Consider the following 19,227-nt stretch of genomic DNA (forward strand, 5'->3'; position numbering starts at 1 on the left):
AGGTGTCTATGAGGATTGGCGTACCCCGGGAAATCAAAACCGATGAATACCGNGTAGGGCTGACGCCCAGTGCNGTGCGGGAATTGGCGGGCCAGGGCCACAGCGTGTTGGTCGAACNGGAGGCGGGCGCTGCGGTNGGCCTGGATGATGCCTCNTACGAAGCGGCNGGGGCCACTCTGGTGGACTCGGCCTCAGCGGTATTCGCCCAGGCCGAGTTGATCGTCAAGGTCAAGGAGCCGCAGCCGGAGGAGTATCGCCAGCTCNATCCNGATCAGATTNTGTTCACCTTTCTGCACCTGGCGCCCGACCCCGAGCAGGCCGAGGGGCTGCTGGCCTCGGGCGCGTCCTGCATTGCCTACGAAACCGTCACGGACNAGGCGGGACGCCTGCCNCTGTTGACCCCCATGTCCGANGTNGCCGGGCGGCTCGCCACCCAGGCGGGCGCCCATCACCTGGAGCTGCATCAGGGCGGGCGGGGCATCCTGCTCGGAGGGGTTCCGGGNGTACCGCCGGCNGGNGTCACCATCNTCGGCGGGGGAGTGGTGGGGACTCAGGCGGCGCGCATGGCNTTGGGGCTGGGNGCGCAGGTCAGAATTCTGGACAAGTCCCTGGTGCGCCTGCGGGAGCTGGATGCGCTGTTTCACGGNCGACTGGTCTGCGAGTACGCGACNGAANACGCGCTGGAGCAGGCGCTNCCGCAGACCGATCTGCTGATCGGCGCGGTACTGGTANCCGGCGANTCGGCGCCCAAGCTGCTGTCCCGGGAGCAACTGGGGGCNTTGCCCANGGGGGCNGTATTGGTGGATGTGGCCATTGACCAGGGNGGNTGCTTCGCCACCTCCCGGCCCACNACGCACCGTCANCCCACCTTTTCGCTCGATGGCGTGGTNCANTACTGNGTTGCGAATATCCCCTCGGCGGCGGCCCGAACCGCCACNCTGGCGNTGAGTCACGCCACCTTGCCATATGTACAGGCGCTGGCGCAGAATGGCCTGGAGGCNCTGANGCGGGACCCCGGCCTNAGGGCGGGCCTGAANGTGCACNGGGGCCANATCACCCANGAGGCGGTCGCNCGGGCGNTNGGCAAACCCTGGGTAGCGTTCGGCNGCGGACCGGAGTAAGCTANCAATTGTTGAAACAAACGACATTNANNGGACAATAAGCATAAATGACGAACGAACCGTCGCTTTTCCAGGGGGTTTCTTTCCNGCTGGCGAAAATCGGCATCATCCTGGCCTTTCTGCTCGGCCTGTTGATGAGCTCGGTGCAGTTGTATCTNGANCTGGACAACCAGCGTGAGGAGCTTAACCTGNTGTTCAGTCGGGTCATGGAAGTGGCCACGCCGCCGGCGATGCGCGCCGTTCANACCCTGGATGATGACCTGTCCGCTGAAGTGGTCAATGGNCTGNTGGCCTATGACTTTGTCATCGGNGTGCGNGTCACCGATGAGTTGGGNAATACCCTGGCCGAGGGNCAGACNGCACAGAAACCCTCCCAGACNCGGTGGCTGACCTCGCTGATCAGCGACGAGACCCGGGAGCTGTATTCCGANCTGATNATCCCGGGCTANGGCCAGACCGCNTCCGGTGGTCTGGCGTTTACCGTCGATATGGANCAGGCGCTNCAGGCNTTNTATGAGCGATCGNGNCTCAACCTGATCACCGGGCTGGTTCGCAANGCGATGCTGGTGGTGTTGNTGTTNTTNGCCTTTTACTTTGTGGTGGCCAAACCCCTCGCGCGCCTGTCCCGGGAAATCAAAAGCATCAACCCGGAAGANCCCGGNGTCCGNCGNCTNACNCCNTTGCCCGGNCGNCANGATGAGCTGGCGCAACTGCTCGACAGCAGTAACCAATTGNTGAACGCNGTNGATCTGTCGCTNGCCAAGCGTCGCGCGGTNGAGNTGGCGTTGCGAAANAGCGAAGGNCATCTGCGCCAGATTATCGACAGTTTGCCNGTGATGATCGGNGCCCGGGATATTGAGGGNCGCTACCTGTTTGCCAACAAGGCGCTGGCGAGCATGGTNGGTCGCGATGTNGACACCATGCGCGGACAGGANGTNCGGGACCTGTTCCGCNATGCCGTGGATGATGTGGAACTGATTCTGCAGAACGATCAGCGGGTGATTCGTCAGGGCATTGATGTNGAAATCAATGANGAGNCCTTTNTNACNCGNGAAGGCANAAAACTCTANCTGCAGAGTCACNTCATGCCGCTCCATTACTACGATCAGACNGTNGCTCTGNTCGTGTCCGTGGACATNACCGAGCGCAAGAATGCNCAGGCAAAGATGGAGCACATGGCCCATCACGACGCCCTGACCAATCTGCCCAANCGGGTNCAANTGGTCGAGCGNCTGGATCTNGAAATCCGTCGNGCGNCCNGGCANGGNTATTGCGGTGCGGTGCTGTTTATCGATCTGGANCAGTTCAANAACATCAACGANTCACTGGGNCATCCNGTGGGCGACAAGGTNCTCAAGGANGTGGCNCAGCGNCTGGTCAGCTCGGTNCGGGANGANGANCTGGTTGCCCGNCTNAGNGGCGATGAATTTGTCGTGGTGTTGACNGTNNTGGANAAAGACCTNTCGACCGCCGCGNTGNGGGCGGGGGAAATCAGTGAAAAAATCCGGCGTATCATTTCCCGCCCCTTCCACACGGANANNCTGGATTTGCGNATCAGCTGCAGNGTCGGAGTGGTGATCTATCCGGATAAAAACAGCTCGGTGCATGAGCTGCTGCGCTTTGCCGATACCGCCATGTACCAGGTNAAAGAAAAGGGACGCGATGCGATCGAGTTTTTCAANGAGGANATGGCGGACAAGGTCAGCCGNCAGNTGGTNATGGANGGCGATCTGCATCGNGCGCTNGAGGGCAANCAGTTTGCGCTGCACTATCANCCCAAANTNGATATGGGCACNGGAACCATTGTCGGCGCCGAAGCCNTGTTGCGTTGGCANCATCCCANCAAGGGNCTGATCTCGCCGGCGGATTTCATTCCCNTTCTNGAAACNTCCGGGCTGATTCTGGANGTNGGCCAATGGGTGCTGGAAACCGCCTGTGAAACTCTGGTGCACTGGCAGGCGCAGGGCTGGTGGAAACCGGGTATGCGTCTGAGCATCAATATCAGCCCCCGGCAGTTTCGGCGCGCCGCCTTTGCCGATGACGTCCTGCGCACCTTGAAACGCTANCCGATACCCGAGAATTCNCTGGAAATGGAGGTGACCGAGGGCATTGTGATTCAGCAGGTGGACGAGGCGATTGTNACCATGCGGCGCCTGGCAGAGCAGGGGATCAGCTTCTCTCTGGATGATTTCGGGACCGGCTACTCCTCCATCAGNTACCTTAAACAGCTACCGGTGACCGTGCTNAAAATCGANCAGAGTTTTGTNCGGGATATTGTGGATGATCACAACGACCGGGTGTTGGTGGAAACCATCATTACCATGGGTCGGNTGCTGGATCTCGATGTGGTCGCCGAGGGCGTGGAACTGGAGGCCCAGTTCGATATTCTCCAGCGCTACGGCTGTCATTACTATCAAGGGTTCTATTTCAGCCCCGGCGTTACCCTGTCGGCGTTCGATNCCATGCTGGCGGAGCATACCGTNTCCGCNTGAGGGCCGNGTATCAGAACAGGCGTCCCAGNAGGNANGGNATGGCCACTTCGGTTTTGAGAATGCGGGGCCCCANGTGTACNGCCTGAACCCCCAGTTCNCNGAGNCGNCCGANCTCGTATTCATTGAACCCACCTTCCGGGCCCACCAGNAAGGTGACCGGTTCCTGCACCTGAGCNGGNCAGGCAATGGCNTCGTAGGGGTGGGCCACCATGGCNCGNCGNCCTTCGATCAACCCGGGNAGNGTGTCNTCCACAAACGGTTTGAACTGNCGATGNTANTGCACCTGNGGCATCNCCGTGTCGCACCCCTGTTCCANCCCCAGTTGCAGCTGAGTCTCCACCGCGTCCGGATGGATGCTGGGTGACTGCCAGTAGCTTTTTTCCACTCGACGGCTGTGAATCAGGTGCAGCTCTTTGACGCCGCTACCGGCGACGGTCTGCAATATNCGCTTGATCTGTTGGGGACGGGGNAGGGCNAGAACCAGGGTCAANNGCAGAGGTTCCGGAGGCGGGCGATTCAGCGTCAGGGATAACCGGATTCGTTNCCGGCTCAGTTCGGTCACCTCGCCAGTACCCCAGTCGCCGTTCAGCCGGCCAACGGTCAGGCNNTCACCNAGCTGGGGTTTGAGNACCTNAAGAATATGGTCGAGTCGGCGCTTATCCGACAGGTCGGCCACCGTGGGACTGAGCANGTCGCTGTCGGNAAGCAGCAGTAAGTTCATTGGGGGTGACCGGTTGCGGGCGTTGAATCGACAAAATGGCGTCCCCGCCAGGACTCGAACCTGGAGCTTCCGCTTAGGAGGCGGAGGATTTATCCTGTTAATCGACGGGGACATCNGCTGCCGCGCTNGCCCGGGGGCGCCGACAGGGGCGGCAACTATACTAAAAAGCCTTACNCNGGCACAAGCCGNCGTAAGNGGCGATCANGCCTTGACCAGGGTCTGGGAGCCGCCCTGNGGNCCGGAGCGNCCTTGGGCGTTGTACAGCGAGGGACCGTCGTTACTTTGNCCTCTNAGCAGNTCCAGNAGCGTGCCCACNGTCTGCCGGGAGCGCTGAATGATTTTGCCGTTGATATCGTTGAGTGCCCGACAGGCCTCAAANTGCTCGGCGAGCTCTTGCCATTGTGGGGNNTGTNCGCGGGTGTCCGGGCGCTGGTGCAACCACTGCTGCCAGCCTTCGTGGTTGTGGGNNAGCNTGGNNGCATCCAGCCAGCTTTGGCGTTGCAGGGCGTGCTCNCCGAGTGCGGCCATGAGCCGGTTTTTGGCGTCGATGAGCGGGGGAAGGGCGTCCANATCGCGCNGCTCCAGCGCTTCGCGCTCTTGCAACAGCACCTGNCTGAGCTCTTCAATGGCTTGGGCGTCGTGTGCCAGCATCTGGCTGACGGATTCGGCTGAGGGAGTCATNTTGGCCTCGGTCATGGCGGATCATCGAAAATCGAANGCTGCTTGGCCCNGGCGGTGTTGGGGGCCCGCCGGGCCAGCGGGGGGTTATCCCAGCAGGTCGTCCTGATTGAGCATATTCTGGGCGATGCGTTCGGNGTCGATTTCAAATCGACCCTCGGCAATGGCCTGTTTCAGANTNGCGACGCGCTCGACGTCGACATCCGGCAGTTGCGCCAGGTTCTCTTCCAGGCGGTTCATGCTCTGTGCCTCCGCACTGAGTTCAACACTGTCNCGGCTCGCCGGACGCGGGNTGCTGCCAGCGGCTCCGGATTGNGGACCGGATTCTCGGGGTGCCACGGTGCTGGGGCGGTTGTTGCCGCCGTTATTGCCGGGCTTGATACCGTTGTTTGAGTCAATAACCATATTTTGTTCCCCAACAAAATGTTCGATGATGCCGGCCGAAAGACCGNGAGCCAGCCAAAATGCGGGCTTCTGACCATACTATCGGCCGGCATCCTTATAACTTTAATANTCTTTGTGTATAAATGTGACCCATTTCGCGTTATAAAATCACGTCGACCNTCCCGGGTCCGGTGATTCGCCCTCTGACGATACGTTCAGAGCGGTCGTTCCGCACCCGGATCTGCTCTCCCACCCGCCCGGAACTCAGGGCGGTGCCCGTGGTATCAACGCTGATGGTGCCCATCCGGGCGTGCAGGCGCACCTGGTCGCCCCGTTCGACGACGGTTGGCTCGATCAGTAACCCCAGCCGGACCGGCTCGCCGGCCTTCAGCGGGCGGCGCAACTCCTTTCCCANAGCCGACGTTNCATCAACGACAAAACCTTGACGCAATTGGCCNGTGTCTCGCAATGCCATGGTCATATCGTCCTGGGCGATCCGGTGNCCTCGNCCCAGACTCCGGCTGGCGACGGCGACCTCNCGGTATACCGCCACCTGCGCCGGGACGTACAGCGCCCAGGCGGTGGGGCCGGGNCAGCGGGTGTGCACTGTCAGATTTCCGCCGCTGCGCTCCTCATCGCTNACCGNCAGCGCCAGAGGGGCCTCGCAGGCTTTCAGNCGGAGGCGGCTGTCGAGCCGGCCCACGGTAATCTTGGTCCGCTNTACTGACGGAACTCGGTAGTGTGCCTCCAGGAACTGNCGCACGTCGGCCCTGAGCTCGCNCAAATCCTGGTATGNCGCGCTCTCCGGNNTGGCCTGGGCCAGCGCGGCGAGCAGAACCANCAGCAATGCGCCCGCCAGTCGCCCGCACAACGNCCCGACTCCCCGGGGGGAGCATTGGCTCNGGCTCTGAAAAAGGCGACAGGGACCCATCTTTTGTCCTATTCTTTGTGCATGACGGTAAAGGTTAAAGCGTGACGGTTTTCAGCCGCTAACGGAACTATCGGCACTAATGAAGCAAGGAGCGTGCCGTCGGGCGGAATGCTCGCGGGGAGCGCCGGGGCATCCGCAGTATGGGGTGTGGGCGTATTCTCNCNNNCAGTGGNTTAATGAACGTTNAATGAAATCAGAGGTAGAAGGGGCATCCATGGCCGGAGTATTGGATAACGTGAACCAGAGAACGCGTCTGGTGGGTGAAAACCGGCTGGAGCTGCTATTGTTCCGCTTGGGGGGACGGCAGCTGTATGGCATCAACGTGTTCAAGGTGAAAGAGGTGTTACCCTGCCCGCCGCTGAATGCCATTCCCGGGCGGAACCCGGTGGTACGTGGGGTCGCTCATATCCGCGGCGGTACCCTGTCGATCATGGATATGAATCAGGCCATGGGCAAAGNGCCACTGGAAGACATACGGTCGAGNTTTGTCATCATTACCGANTATAACCGCACGGCCCAGGGGTTCCTGGTGCGTGGGGTAGACCGGATCGTCAATATGAACTGGAGCGATATCCATCCGCCACCGCGGGGAGCCGGCAAAGCCCATTACCTGACGGCGGTTACCGAGGTCGATGGCGAGCTGGTGGAGATCGTGGATGTCGAAAAAATTCTGGCGGAAGCGGCTCCGGTCAATGAGCAGATCAGTGAAGGTGTCATTGAAGACGGCATCAGCGAGCGGGTNGTCCAGAAGCATGTCCTGATCGTGGATGACTCGGTCATTGCCCGCAAGCANGTGCAGCGGGTGATGCAGTCCATCGGGATTCAGACAACCCTGAAAAAAGACGGGCGCGAAGCGCTGGACTANCTGCTGGATATGGTCGCTCAAGGTAAGAACCCGGATGAGGCGNTGGTGATGATCATCTCGGATATCGAAATGCCGGAGATGGANGGCTATACCTTCACCGCCGAGGTGCGNAATCACCCGGATTTGAAGGGNCTGCACATTTTGCTGCACACTTCGCTCAGTGGNGTTTTNAATCAGGCAATGGTCAAGAAAGTGGGGGCGGANGCCTTNCTGGCCAAGTTCAGTCCGGATGAGCTGGCGCGNCAGGTCAATGACCGGGTCAGAGCCATNACGGGCGAAGATCTGCTNGANCAGAGCGAATGAGGGGTGGCTCAGGCNNCCGTGGGAGCATACTTTTGAGCGGTAAGTATTGATGAGTAATGCGGCGGGAAAACGCGANAATTTTGATCAGGCGGANTTTGATCACTTTCGTCAGTTTCTGCAGGANGCCTGCGGCATTGCGCTGGGGGACAATAAACAGTACCTGGTNTCCAATCGCATCCGGCGCCTGCTGGAAGAGTATCAANTGTCCTCGTTCAGTGACNTGGTCNGNGCGCTCAAGCAGAANACNAACCGTCGNNTGAAAGAGCNGGTCATTGATGTCATGACCACCAACGAAACNTTCTGGTTTCGTGACATNTANCCCTTCGAGTATCTGCGNAACACCCTGCTGCCGTCCTGGATGCAGACCGAACACCGCATGGCCGGGCCGATCCGCATCTGGTCTGCCGCCTGTTCCTCGGGCCAGGAACCCTANTCAATCAGCATGATGGTGGAGGANTTCCGGCGTCAGCGGATGGGCGCNCTGGCCCGNCCGGTACANNTNGTNGNNACNGANCTGTCATCCATNGTGCTGGANCAGGCCAAGCGGGGCGAATACGATCGCCTGTCGGTGGTGCGNGGNCTGTCGACNGAGCGGCTGGAGCGTTATTTTGACAACCCNCGGGAGAANGTCTGGCGGGTGAAGCCGCTGGTGCGGGATCGAATNGANTTCAANGCCTGGAACCTGTTGGATTCCTACGCGGGCTTGGGCAAATTTGATATCGTNTTTTGCCGCAANGTTCTGATCTATTTTAACGCTGACCTCAAGCGTCGGATTCTGGAAAAAATCCACGGCTCGCTCAAGCCGGGCGGTATTCTTTTTCTGGGTTCNTCCGAAGGCTTGGCGGGAGCGTCCCATCTGTTCGAAATGGTCCGGTGTGACCCCGGTATTCTCTATCGCGCCAAATAGCGAATGACCCGAGAAAGGATGAGAGAGGAGAAACGCCGTGTACAAACTGGCTTTTTTCGTTCCCGAAAGCCATCTTGAAACCGTCAAAGCCGCCGTCTTTGCCACCGGGGCCGGGCGTATCGGTGATTACGACAGCTGTTGCTGGCAGAGTCTGGGGCAGGGACAGTTTCGACCNCTGGCGGGCAGTCAACCGTTTCTCGGGNGTCAGGGCGAGGTCGAGCGCGTATCCGAGTATCGCGTNGANCTGGTGTGCGCCGACGATCTGATCCGCCCNGCCATTTCGGCCCTGAAGGCGGCCCATCCCTACGAAGAACCGGCGTACGANGTCTGGCAGCTGGCCGAACTGTGANNCCCGNGNTTTCCGGTTTCAGCAAGGATNCAAAGTGATACAAGGCGGTGGTTGCGGCGTATAGCTCTACCCAATGTTTATCCCCCAAAGGAAAAAGGAGTACTNGTCATGAACAACCTGTTCCCCCGTTTGATTCGATGGACGCTTGCCGGCAGCCTGCTTTCGGTCTGCCTGAGCGCCCAGGCCGAGCTGCAGACCCGTGAAATTGATTATCAGGTCGATGGTGAGACATTCACCGGCTACCTGGCGTATGACGATGCGNATAGCGGAACCCGACCGGGTGTATTGATCGTGCATGAATGGTGGGGGCACGGCGAGTATGTCCGNCAGCGCGCCGAGATGCTGGCCAANCTCGGTTATGCCGCCTTCGCGCTGGATATGTATGGCTCGGATAAATACGCGGAACATCCCAGCCAGGCGAATGAGTTCATGCAGGCNGTGATGAGCGATAAAGAGGCGGCCAAAGNGCGCTTCACCGAGGCGCTCTCGGTGTTGCGTGAGCAGTCCATGGTGGCGCCGGATGATATCGCCGCGCTGGGCTATTGNTTTGGNGGCGCCGTGGTGTTGAACATGGCCCGCGCCGGNGTGGANCTGGACGGGGTGGTGAGTTATCACGGNATGTTGGCCGCAGAGTCACCGGCGCAGCCGGGAGATGTGAAGGCCGCCGTCAGGGTGTTCAACGGCGAGGCGGACCCGATGGTGCCCGCCCANCAGGTAGCGGACTTTGAGGAGGAAATGCGTCAGGCCGACGTGGACTACGAACTGGTGAACTACGCCGGTGCCCAACATGGTTTTACCAACCCGGAGGCGACCGAGNTGGNGCGTCANTTCGAGCTCCCGCTGAGCTATGACGCCAGTGCCGATGCGGATTCTTGGCACAAGACGCAACANTTCCTTGAGGACCTGTTCCGCTAGCGGGTTGNCGGTGTTNNGCCACTTCGGCAAGCAATGTCGGGGTGGCGGNGCAAAAGTGCGGGACATCGGTTGCAAGTCCCTGGCCGGGCACCGATAATCACTGTAGATAACACTAAATCAAGCCCGGCACCGCGGTTCACAGGAAGACGGAGCGGGCCCTGAAATGGAGTACAGTGATTATGACCNTAGATTATGACCGTACCGTCGTGTCGGTTCTGGATGAGGCTCTGCGGCAGTACGAACGCAGCGATTCGTTCACCTGTCTCGGCCATACGCTGACNTACGGCGATCTGGACCGTCTCTCCGGCCAATTTGCGGCCTATCTACAGCAGCACACGGACCTGCAGCCGGGCGACCGCATTGCCATCCAGCTTCCCAACATTCTCCAGTACCCGGTGGCACTCNTGGGCGCGCTACGCGCGGGGCTGGTGGTGGTCAACACCAACCCACTGTACACCGCCCGGGAAGTCAAACATCAGTTGCAGGACTCCGGCGCACGGGCGCTGGTGGTGNTGGCCAACATCGCGGACAAAGCNGCCTCGATTGTGGCTGACACCGAGGTCGAGCAGGTGATCGTNACTGAGCTGGCGGACCTCCATCCACCCGTGAAACGGGTGCTGCTCAACACCGTNATCAAGTACATCAAACGCATGGTGCCGAGCTTTCACTTCCCCCNTCAGGTTGAGTTCCGCCAGGCGCTCGGGCTTGCTCAGGGTGCCTATCGCAAAGTCGAGCAGTCTCCGGACGATGTCGCCGTGCTCCAGTACACCGGCGGCACAACCGGCGTTGCCAAAGGCGCCATGCTGACGCACCGCAACCTGGTTGCNAATATGCTTCAGGTGAACAAGCACATGGANGGGGAGTTCCGGGTCAATCAGGAATACTATATTGCCCCGTTGCCGCTCTACCATATCTATGCGTTTACGCTGCATATCACCTCGGCGCTGTCCNTGGGCAATCACAACCTGCTCATTCCCAACCCCCGGGATATCAAAGGNTTTGTCAAAACCCTCAAAGNCAANCCNTTTACCTGCTTTGTCGGGTTGAACACCCTGTTCAANGCCCTNTGCCGGGATCCGGATTTCGTCAANCTGGACTTCAGCCATTTGCGNCTGACNGCNTCNGGTGGCATGGCGCTGACGGCCGCTGCCGCACGGCGCTGGAAAGAAGTCACCGGTGTCGGCATTTTTGAAGGCTACGGCCTGACCGAAACCTCNCCGGTGGTTTCCATCAATCCGCCGGGTGCGATCCAGCAGGGCACTGTNGGGCTNCCCATGCCGGACACNGAGTGCAAGGTNATNGACGAAGANGGNCAGTCGCTNCCCAACGGTGAGCCCGGTGAGCTGTGNGTGCNTGGCCCCCAGGTCATGAAGGGCTATTGGAATCGACCCGATGAAANCCGNCAGGTACTCGATGAGGANGGCTGGTTCANAACCGGCGATATGGCGGTCATTCAGGAGGATGGCTACATCCGGATTGTCGATCGCAAGAAGGATATGATNAATGTGTCCGGGTTCAAGGTCTTCCCGAANGAAGTGGAGGATGTGCTCTGCACCCANCCGGACATTGTCGAGGCGGCGGTCGTGGGTGTNCCCGACGAGGAAAGNGGTGAGCTGGTCAAAGCCTATATCGTCNCCAACCGGGACATGACCGTGAAAGAAGTCCGGGAATTTGCCAAGAAAAATCTGACCCCTTACAAAGTGCCGCACGATGTCGAGTTCCGGGACGAGTTGCCCAAATCCAACGTGGGCAAAGTGCTGCGGCGNGAGTTGCGGGACGAGGAACCAGCGAAAACCGGCCGTGCGTGACATCAGCTAGAGAGTGTTCATGAAAAGAGCCCTGATTCTCTCTGGAGGTGGCGCGCGTGCCGCTTACCAGGTGGGTGTTTTACAGGCGCTGGCCAATATTCTGCCNGCNGACACCGTCAATCCGTTTCCGATCATTTGCGGCACNTCCGCCGGGGCGATCAATGCGCTGGCGCTGGCGTGNCACCCGGGCAATTTTCGCGAATCAGTCCAGTCGCTGGCGGGCATCTGGCAGCGGTTGACCCCCGGCCAGGTCTATCGCCACGGCTGGAGTGATCTGGCCCGCGGGCTGGGTCTGCTCGGTTTTTCCCTGTTCAACGAAGGGGTGGGGCGNACGCGGCCTCTGTCGATGCTGGATAACGGTCCCTTGTGGCATCTGTTGGGTACGTCGGTACGTTTTGAAAATCTCGATGCCGCCATTGCCAGCGGTAAGCTGCATGCAGTGGCGGTCAACGCCATGGGTTACAGCTCGGGGCAGTCGGTCAGTTTCTTTCAGGGGGCGCCCGAGCTGGAGGGCTGGAATCGCCATCGTAGAGTCGGTATGCCGACCCGACTGAAACTGGAGCACTTGTTGGCCTCGTCGGCCATTCCGACCATTTTCCCGGCGGTTCGCATCAATCGGGAATATTTCGGTGACGGTGCGCTTCGCCAGTTGGCACCCATCAGCCCGGCGCTACACCTCGGGGCGGAATCCCTGTTTATTGTCGGGGTCAGTGGCAATCGTGAAGCCCGCAAGCCGGTGCATCGGCGTACCGTACGGCACTCGCCGTCCATGGCCCAGATTGTCGGGCAGCTTTTCAACAGCGCTTTCATCGATGCACTGGAAGGAGACCTGGAGCATCTGGAACGCATCAATGAACTGGTTGGAATGATTCCCGAAGACAAGCTCGCCGCCGCCGATTTACCGCTGCGCGCGGTGGATAACCGGATCATTTCCCCCTCCCGGGAGCTGGATAATATCGCCGGGCGCAAGGTGCGGAACCTGCCCAAGAGCCTGCGTTTTTTCCTGCGTGCCATCGGTGCGACCGCCAAGGGAGGCGGTGCGACAGCGGCCAGTTATCTGTTGTTTCACCAGTCTTTCATCGGCGAATTGATGGAACTCGGTTACCAGGACACCATGTGGGAAGCCGATCGACTCAAGCCGTTTTTTGGAGTCACAAGCGGGTAACCCGGGAGGCTCCGTCGATGTTCATGCAACAGCGAAAATTCGGGCACCGTTGGTTCGCACTACTGTTGCCTGCTTTGGTATCAGTAACAGGCTTTGCCCTGGCGGCGGACGATAAACCTCAAGCGGGTAAGGTCGGGGCGTTGNCATCCTCGGGGAAAGAACTGGAGTTTTCCGACTGTGCCCTCACGGCCAACGAACGACTTCGCCATGTGCAGTGCGCCCGTTTGAGCGTTCCGGAGAATTATGAGCAGCAGGGGCCGGACGATGTCTGGATCGATCTGCTGATCGTGCGTCTTCCGGCCACTGCCGCTCAGGTCCAGGATGATCCGGTTCTGGCGATTGCCGGCGGCCCCGGTCAGGCGGCCAGTCGCAGTTTTCTTCGTCTGGATCGGGCCTTTGCCCAACTGGCCCGGCGGCGTGATATCTATCTGGTGGATCAACGCGGCACGGGACAATCGAACCCGCAGCCTTGTGCGGTGGATGATGCTGCCATGCCATTGGCCGACCCGGACCCCGCGCAATTGTCCTCTCTGGCAAGGGCCTGTTTGCAGGATTTCAACGGCGACCCGCGNNACTATACAACCGAGGTGGCNGTNCGGGATCTGGAGCNGGTGCGTCAGGCNCTCGGGGTGTCNCGCTGGAACCTGTACGGCGTNTCCTATGGCACNCGGGTAGCGCANACCTACATGCGCCGCTATCCGGANGCTGTCCGNACGNCCGTTCTGGACGGTGTGCTGCCCGCCGATGTCAGTCTCGGNCCNCAAATAGCCNTTCACAGCCAGGCCGCCCTGGATGCNCTGATTCGTCANTGCGANCANNCATCNCCCTGTCGGGAGCGGTTTCCCNAACTGNAACGGGACATNACNNAACTGCTGGATCGNCTTGANNCGGAGCCGGTNGAGGTTCGCTATGAATCCCTTCGCGATGGAAGCTGGCAAACGTTGAGNTTCACCCGCGCCCACNTGGTCAACGTGATTCGCATGGCGCTGTATAACAGCGATGTGCTNTCGGTGNTGCCGCCGATGATTGACTCNGCGGCTCGGGACAACAATCTGGTCGCTCTGGCGCGGCTCGCGCAGCGGCTCGATATCAGTGACGATATNGCACTGGGNATGCACAANAGTGTGGTCTGTACCGAGGACGCGCCCTTTTATCCNCAGNTCGATGCNGAGGANGGCGAGGGCACCTATATGGGGCCGGGCTTTCTGGCGGGGCTGAAAGCCATGTGCGAACCCTGGCCTCGCGGAGAGATNGGCGAGCAATTCAAAGCGCCCCTGAAATCGGACATTCCCACCTTGTTGCTCAGCGGTGGGNGGGATCCGATTACGCCACCGGNCTACGGNGATCAGCTCATGNAGACCCTGNGCAATGCGCGCCACCTGGTGGTGCCGGAGCGGGGNCACCAGGTCGGNTTNCTGGGGTGTGTGCCGGATATCATCGCGCGCTTTGTCATCTCGGCGGANCCGGNNTCATTGTCGGCCGACTGTCTGGACAGAGTGCAGNCGGTTCCCCTGTTTCTGGACCGAAACGGACCATCACCCTGAGGCGGCNNTGACGTGATTCACACCNAGGCATTAGTAAAATCCTTTCANNCCAGGGGCCGCAAGAAGACNCNGGTCCAGGCNCTGGTGNATGTCAGNTTTGACGCGCNGGATGGGGAAATCACCGGTCTGCTCGGCCCNAACGGTGCCGGTAAATCCACNACCNTGAGAATTCTGGCCGGGCTGGTCAAACCNGACCGCGGCCTGGCCAGNGTGGANGGTCATGANGTNGTGAAAGCGCCCCTGGCNGTCCGCCGGCGGTTGGGGTTTTTGCCNCACAATGCCGGCCTGTACCCNAGNCTGACCAGTCGGGAAAACCTGGTGTACTACGGGCAGTTGTGCGGNTTGAGTGCCNAGGAGGCGCATCATCGGGCCAGTGATCTNATTGAGCGGCTTGATATGGAAGGTTTTGCCGATCGTCGGGCTGAGGGATTTTCCCAGGGACAGAGAACCCGGGTNGCGCTGGGGCGCGCCTTGATTCACAACCCGAGCACCCTCATTCTCGATGAGCCAACCAATGGNCTGGATGTCATGGCCACACGCAACCTGCGGACGATTCTCCGCCGCCTTCGGGACGAGGGCCATTGTGTGTTGATCTCCAGCCACATCATGCAGGAGGTGTCCCGTCTGTGTGATCGGGTGGCCATCATCAGTGAGGGACGCATTGCCATGACCGATACCGTGACCGGCATTCTGGAACGCACCGGGCAGAGTGATCTGGAAGATGCNTTTGTGNCCGCCATTGGNGAACAGCCCGAGGTGCAGCCATGAGGTCCTTCTGGGTCATTCTGNTGAAGGAGATCCGGGACAACCTGCGGGATCGGCGCTCCATGTTTTTCACCCTGTTATACGGCCCNCTGCTGTTACCCGCGTTGATGATCGGGCCCTTGGTATTCAACGTCAATAAATTCAGTGTCGATACGGAACAGCCACTNTCAGTGGCGGTGNTCGGGCGCGANCGNGCNCCCAACCTGATGGCNTTTCTNGCCGAGCACAACATCANTACCGANGCGACGGAAGAGGACTTCATTGAGCCACTGCGCCGTGGTGANNTGCCGCTGGTTNTGGAAATTCCGGAGGANTATGAACCGGCTNTGCGCAACGCCAGACCCGCCCCGGTGGTGATNCATTANCACAGNGGAGNTGACGACGCGACCCAGCAGCGGCGGCGACTNCGGGCGGTGCTCGATGGNTATGATNCCCGNTTGNGAAGCCTGCGGTTTCTGGCCCGGGGGATGGACGAGCAGGTCTTTGACCCGCTNCATATCAGCGAGCGGGATGTTTCCACCCANGTGCCGGGTGAGGCGTTCATGGGCTTGATCCTGCCGTTCATGTTGCTCTTCTCCATGATGATGGGCGGCTTCTATCTGGCGGTGGACACGACCGCCGGAGAGCGGGAGCGGTTATCGCTTGAGCCCTTGCTGGCTTTACCCGTCCCGCGTTGGCAACTGGTACTGGGTAAGTATGTCGCCATACTGGCGTTCGTCCTGATGTCTCTCATTCTNCCNTTGATCAGCGGCTTNGTTCTGTTCGGNNTGCTGGACGATGGAGTATTCACCAGCCGTTATGATTTTTCGGCATCGACGTTCGTNGCCGCAGCGTTTTTGCATTTGCCGGTCGCCCTGTTGATGACCGCGTTCCTGTTTGTCATTGCGGCGTTTGCCCGTTCGACCAAGGAGGCTCAGACGCAGNTGGGCATTGCCATGCTGGTGCCCATGTTGCCGTTTTTCCTNCTGCAGTTCCTGAANATTCCCGANCANAGTCTCACCATGGCGATTCCANTGCTCGGTCAGTANCANCTGATGACTCAACTGGTAAATGGGCAGTCGATTGTTCCGGTGCACTGGGTGCTTTCGAGTGCCAGCTGCGTTGNGCTGGCGGTGTTATTGATGTCGATGGCCGTGCGTCGATATCGTCACGAGTCGATTCTCCAGTAATTCANTGAAGGCGAGGNGTNTATGTCGTCCCANAAGGCTCAGAATNTTTTGATCAGTCCGGNGCTCAGCGTNCAGACGTTGAGNGACATTCTGCGCCGGGAGGGTTTCGCAGAAACCGAGGCGGCGCACCTGGCGAAGACNTTCACCGATANCAGTATTGATGGTGTCTACACCCACGGACTGAACCGCTTTCCCCGNTTTGTCGACCTGATCCGNCGCGGNCATGTCGTGCCCTCGGCGAANCCNGAGNGNACNNTGGCGGCGGGNGCTCTNGAGCAGTGGGANGGNCANCTGGGNGCNGGGATACTCAANGCCNNCACNGCNACGGANCGGGCCATGGNNNTGGCCGAATCNCACGGATTGGGCTGTGTGGGACTGGCGAANACCAACCACTGGATGCGCGGTGGTACCTATGGTTGGCAAGCCGCTGAGCGCGGGTTTGTGTTTATCGGTTGGACCAACACCATCGCCAACCTGCCGGCCTGGGGGGCTGCGGATTGTCGTTTGGGGAACAATCCGTTGGTGATGGCGGTACCTCACGAACCGGGTGCGGTTGTCCTGGATATGGCGCAATCGCAATTTTCCTACGGTGCGATGGANTTGGCNGTCGAACAGCAGCGCANGCTNTCCGTGCCNGGGGGTTACGATACCGCCGGGCACATGACTGACGANCCCCGGGCNATTCTNNAAAGTCAGCGGCCAGTGCCCGTGGGTTACTGGAAAGGCGCNGGGCTGTCGCTGATGCTGGACCTGCTCGCCACCCTGCTCAGTGGTGGCCGCTCCACGGCGGANATCAGTCAGCAGACACTGGAGTATGGTGTGTCTCAGGTTTTTATCGCCATTGATCTCAACCANCTNGGNGATCGNCCCGCTTTACGCGGCGCGGTCCAGTCGATCATCGACGATCTNCATNGCTCCCGGCNGGCAAAGCCCGACGGNGTNATCCGCTATCCGGGTGANGCGGTANTGGCTCGACGNGCGGANAANCNGCAGNGCGGCATACCGGTTGATGCNGCACTCTGGGNTTCGATTCAAGCGNTNTAGCGTGTGCTNTGNCAGANACGANAGCNGNGNCTNACGTAAAGGAAGGTAAAGGTCATCTCGGGGAGGATTTAAAAGGGGGAAATGATCCCAAGCAATAGGGGTTCACGTACATCCGTTCATTGATTTTCCGTGCTCTACGGATTTTGTTCAGGAGAACGAAACATGCCCCATTTGACCGACCCAATCCGGATTGGCGACCTACAGTTGTCCAATCGNATCATCATGGCGCCCCTGACNCGNTGTCGCGCCTCCAAAGGCCGGGTGCCCAACGATATGATGGCGGAGTACTATCGCCAGCGTGCCGGTGCGGGCATGATTNTGACCGAGGCCACCTCNGTGACGCNCATGGGCGTTGGTTACCCGAACACCCCGGGAATCTGGTCGGAAGATCAGGTAGCGGGCTGGCGCAAGGTGACACAGGCGGTGCACGCTGAGGGTGGAAAAATTCTCTTGCAGCTGTGGCACGTTGGCCGGATTTCGGACCCGGTGTATCTGGAGGGCGAATTACCGGTCGCCCCCAGTGCGATTCGTCCGGAAGGGCACGTCAGTCTGATTCGTCCGAAAAAAGAATATGTCACGCCGCGAGCGCTGACCCTGGATGAAATTCCGGAGTTGGTCGAAGCCTATCGACGCGGGGCCGAGAACGCTCGGCGTGCGGGGTTTGATGGAGTGGAAATTCACGGCGCCAATGGTTATCTGCTGGATCAGTTTCTGCAGACCAACAGTAACCAGCGCACCGATCAGTACGGGGGCTCGATCGAAAACCGTGCCCGACTGCTGCTGGAAGTGACCGATGCGGTACTGAGCGTTTGGGAGCCGGGTAGGGTCGGGGTGCATCTGGCNCCGCGCGGTGATGGCCACGACATGGGGGATGAAGACCCGGCCGCGCTGTTCGGTTATGTGGCGCNGGAGCTTGGCAAGCGCGAGTTAGCCTTTCTGTGCTCGCGGGAGCACGAAGCGGAGGACAGCCTGGGTCCGGACCTGAAAGCGCAGTTCGGCGGCGTCTACATTGCTAACGAAAACTATGAGAAGACCAGCGCCGAGCGCTGGNTGGCCGAAGGCAAAGCGGATGCCGTCGCGTTTGGCAGACTCTATATCGCCAATCCGGACCTGGCGGAACGTTTTGCTCAGGACGCTCCCCTGAACGAACCGGATCCGACAACATTTTATGCCTCGGGCCCGGAAGGCTATACCGACTATCCTTCGCTCAAGTACTCTGCAAGGAAGCCCGAGACGGTCTAGTCGGGCAGTTTTTCCCAGTCCAGAAACGCTTCGGGCTCCAGGGCCCGGGGCGTCATTCTCACTGCAAGCATCANACCATTGAACCAGTGAACCCGATTCAATCGGGCGCCTATTGAAGTGCGCGCGNGGGTACCAATCGGTTCAAAGTCTACTGTACCCTCCAGCTCCAGTGCACCGTTGACGTAAGTACGCATCGTGGTTCCATCAAAGGTGAGGGCGGCGTGGTGCCATTGATTCACCGGGTGGACTAGCGTCTCGTCAATNAGCGTCAGGGCGTCCCGCTCGGACTTCAGAAACCCGTCGAGGTACCACTGCTGTTGATCATTCAGCCGAAGNTCGACTGTGATCCGACGATCGGGGTTGTCGAGTGATTCGATGTGGAAGAAGCGNGGTTCCCAGTTCGCCGGCCANACATCTGCCGGGTTGAACCAGACCTCGATGGTAAATTGATTCTGNTCGGCCAGCGGATTGTGCTCAACCAGCAGTCGGTCTNCATCGCCATCGAAGNGAATCGCGGGGCCGTGGACGGTGTCCACNANGGTNGGATNNCCCTCAGNTCGAGCCGGCNCAGAGCCCNCCCGGTCCAGGCGATCAAGTCTCCANAGGGTGCTGTCGNTGTCATCNGGCGTTNAANGGGAAGTGCTGCANCTGGCGGCGGCACAGACTAANANNCCGAGGATCAGAGTCTTCGGTATCNGGGAAGATGGTGTCATCAGGTTGATTCTCTGGGGTTATGTTGTTGTCCCCAAAGCGTGTCACAGCGAGCGGAATNGATCAAGCGAGGGCCGGGAGGCCCTCGCTATGCTGGGAGCTCTTCGATATGA

17 protein-coding genes and 1 tRNA gene are annotated in these 19,227 nt (G+C 59.8%); 12 read left to right on the forward strand and 6 right to left on the reverse strand.

Annotated features, from left to right (window positions below):
- The first annotated feature begins 8 nt into the window (after positions 1 to 8).
- Both ald and CMG77_RS15480 read left to right on the forward strand, forming a co-directional pair.
- Positions 9 to 1,121 carry an alanine dehydrogenase gene (ald, locus tag CMG77_RS15475; protein WP_286905097.1) on the forward strand — a complete coding sequence of 371 codons (1,113 nt, stop codon included), beginning with the start codon at positions 9 to 11 and terminating at the stop codon, positions 1,119 to 1,121.
- 560 nt (positions 1,122 to 1,681) lie between these two features.
- Positions 1,682 to 3,613 carry a putative bifunctional diguanylate cyclase/phosphodiesterase gene (locus CMG77_RS15480; protein ID WP_286905147.1) on the forward strand — a complete coding sequence of 644 codons (1,932 nt, stop codon included), beginning with the start codon at positions 1,682 to 1,684 and terminating at the stop codon, positions 3,611 to 3,613.
- A 10-nt stretch (positions 3,614 to 3,623) separates the two neighbouring features.
- Here the strand turns inward: CMG77_RS15480 and CMG77_RS15485 are convergent, their stop codons facing one another.
- The 5 genes from CMG77_RS15485 to flgA all read right to left on the reverse strand — a co-directional run bounded on the left by CMG77_RS15485 (position 3,624) and on the right by flgA (position 6,327).
- Entirely contained in the window at positions 3,624 to 4,334 is a 711-nt protein-coding gene (locus CMG77_RS15485) for a 16S rRNA (uracil(1498)-N(3))-methyltransferase (protein WP_286905099.1), read from the reverse strand.
- 36 nt (positions 4,335 to 4,370) lie between these two features.
- A tRNA-Arg gene (locus CMG77_RS15490) sits at positions 4,371 to 4,446 on the reverse strand.
- 89 nt (positions 4,447 to 4,535) lie between these two features.
- The gene (locus CMG77_RS15495; RefSeq protein WP_286905101.1) at positions 4,536 to 5,030 is read right to left on the reverse strand and encodes a flagella synthesis protein FlgN; all 495 of its coding nucleotides are present in this window, start codon (positions 5,028 to 5,030) and stop codon (positions 4,536 to 4,538) included.
- Positions 5,031 to 5,099: 69 nt separating this feature from the next.
- Positions 5,100 to 5,417 (reverse strand): flagellar biosynthesis anti-sigma factor FlgM, encoded by a 318-nt coding sequence (flgM, locus tag CMG77_RS15500; protein ID WP_286905102.1) that lies wholly within the window; start codon positions 5,415 to 5,417, stop codon positions 5,100 to 5,102.
- 139 nt (positions 5,418 to 5,556) lie between these two features.
- Complete coding sequence (gene flgA, locus CMG77_RS15505) at positions 5,557 to 6,327, reverse strand: flagellar basal body P-ring formation chaperone FlgA (protein ID WP_286905104.1); 771 nt, start codon at positions 6,325 to 6,327, stop codon at positions 5,557 to 5,559.
- A 214-nt stretch (positions 6,328 to 6,541) separates the two neighbouring features.
- On the opposite strand from flgA, the gene CMG77_RS15510 reads away from it, so the two are divergent.
- The 10 genes from CMG77_RS15510 to CMG77_RS15550 all read left to right on the forward strand — a co-directional run bounded on the left by CMG77_RS15510 (position 6,542) and on the right by CMG77_RS15550 (position 18,403).
- On the forward strand, positions 6,542 to 7,495 hold the full coding sequence (locus CMG77_RS15510) for a chemotaxis protein (protein WP_286905148.1): 954 nt from the start codon (positions 6,542 to 6,544) through the stop codon (positions 7,493 to 7,495).
- Between the two features lie 49 nt (positions 7,496 to 7,544).
- Positions 7,545 to 8,402: a CheR family methyltransferase gene (locus CMG77_RS15515; RefSeq protein WP_286905107.1), complete on the forward strand. Its 858-nt coding sequence runs from the start codon at positions 7,545 to 7,547 to the stop codon at positions 8,400 to 8,402.
- Positions 8,403 to 8,859: 457 nt separating this feature from the next.
- Entirely contained in the window at positions 8,860 to 9,666 is an 807-nt protein-coding gene (locus CMG77_RS15525; RefSeq protein WP_286905110.1) for a dienelactone hydrolase family protein, read from the forward strand.
- Between the two features lie 179 nt (positions 9,667 to 9,845).
- Entirely contained in the window at positions 9,846 to 11,474 is a 1,629-nt protein-coding gene (locus CMG77_RS15530) for an AMP-binding protein (RefSeq protein ID WP_286905112.1), read from the forward strand.
- A 19-nt stretch (positions 11,475 to 11,493) separates the two neighbouring features.
- Positions 11,494 to 12,639 carry a patatin-like phospholipase family protein gene (locus CMG77_RS15535; RefSeq protein ID WP_286905113.1) on the forward strand — a complete coding sequence of 382 codons (1,146 nt, stop codon included), beginning with the start codon at positions 11,494 to 11,496 and terminating at the stop codon, positions 12,637 to 12,639.
- 23 nt (positions 12,640 to 12,662) lie between these two features.
- Complete coding sequence (locus CMG77_RS16040; RefSeq protein ID WP_502691974.1) at positions 12,663 to 14,183, forward strand: alpha/beta hydrolase; 1,521 nt, start codon at positions 12,663 to 12,665, stop codon at positions 14,181 to 14,183.
- A gap of 84 nt (positions 14,184 to 14,267) precedes the next feature.
- Positions 14,268 to 14,951: an ABC transporter ATP-binding protein gene (locus CMG77_RS15540; protein ID WP_286905115.1), complete on the forward strand. Its 684-nt coding sequence runs from the start codon at positions 14,268 to 14,270 to the stop codon at positions 14,949 to 14,951.
- Positions 14,948 to 16,117, forward strand: a complete 1,170-nt coding sequence (locus tag CMG77_RS15545; RefSeq protein WP_286905117.1) for an ABC transporter permease — start codon at positions 14,948 to 14,950, stop codon at positions 16,115 to 16,117. The genes CMG77_RS15540 and CMG77_RS15545 overlap by 4 nt, the downstream gene beginning before the upstream one ends.
- Before the next feature lie 21 nt (positions 16,118 to 16,138).
- Positions 16,139 to 17,161 carry a 3-dehydro-L-gulonate 2-dehydrogenase gene (yiaK, locus tag CMG77_RS16045; RefSeq protein ID WP_353743509.1) on the forward strand — a complete coding sequence of 341 codons (1,023 nt, stop codon included), beginning with the start codon at positions 16,139 to 16,141 and terminating at the stop codon, positions 17,159 to 17,161.
- Positions 17,162 to 17,323: 162 nt separating this feature from the next.
- Positions 17,324 to 18,403: an alkene reductase gene (locus CMG77_RS15550; RefSeq protein WP_286905119.1), complete on the forward strand. Its 1,080-nt coding sequence runs from the start codon at positions 17,324 to 17,326 to the stop codon at positions 18,401 to 18,403.
- Here the strand turns inward: CMG77_RS15550 and CMG77_RS15555 are convergent.
- Entirely contained in the window at positions 18,400 to 19,116 is a 717-nt protein-coding gene (locus tag CMG77_RS15555) for a LamG domain-containing protein (RefSeq protein ID WP_502691976.1), read from the reverse strand. The genes CMG77_RS15550 and CMG77_RS15555 overlap by 4 nt on opposite strands.
- Positions 19,117 to 19,227: the final 111 nt, after the last annotated feature.

The organism is Marinimicrobium sp., assembly GCF_002695945.1.
Classification (GTDB): domain Bacteria; phylum Pseudomonadota; class Gammaproteobacteria; order Pseudomonadales; family Cellvibrionaceae; genus Marinimicrobium; species Marinimicrobium koreense.